This is a genomic window from Streptomyces sp. CB01881, assembly GCF_002953255.1.
In the GTDB taxonomy this organism is placed as follows: Bacteria; Actinomycetota; Actinomycetes; order Streptomycetales; family Streptomycetaceae; genus Kitasatospora.
In genome coordinates, this window is sequence record NZ_CP026498.1 from 5236832 (window position 1) to 5237173 (window position 342).

A 342-nucleotide genomic window follows, 5' to 3' on the forward strand; every position below is an offset into this window, starting at 1 on the left:
TTCTCAGCTTCGCCCCGACGAATCAGAGCTAACCGGTCCCCTTAACGTTCCAGCACCGGGCAGGCGTCAGTCCGTATACATCGCCTTACGGCTTCGCACGGACCTGTGTTTTTAGTAAACAGTCGCTTCTCGCTGGTCTCTGCGGCCACCCCCAGCTCTGGCAGCAAGTGCCGTCACCGGGAATGGCCCCCCTTCTCCCGAAGTTACGGGGGCATTTTGCCGAGTTCCTTAACCATAGTTCACCCGAACGCCTCGGTATTCTCTACCTGACCACCTGAGTCGGTTTGGGGTACGGGCCGCCATGAAACTCGCTAGAGGCTTTTCTCGACAGCATAGGATCAT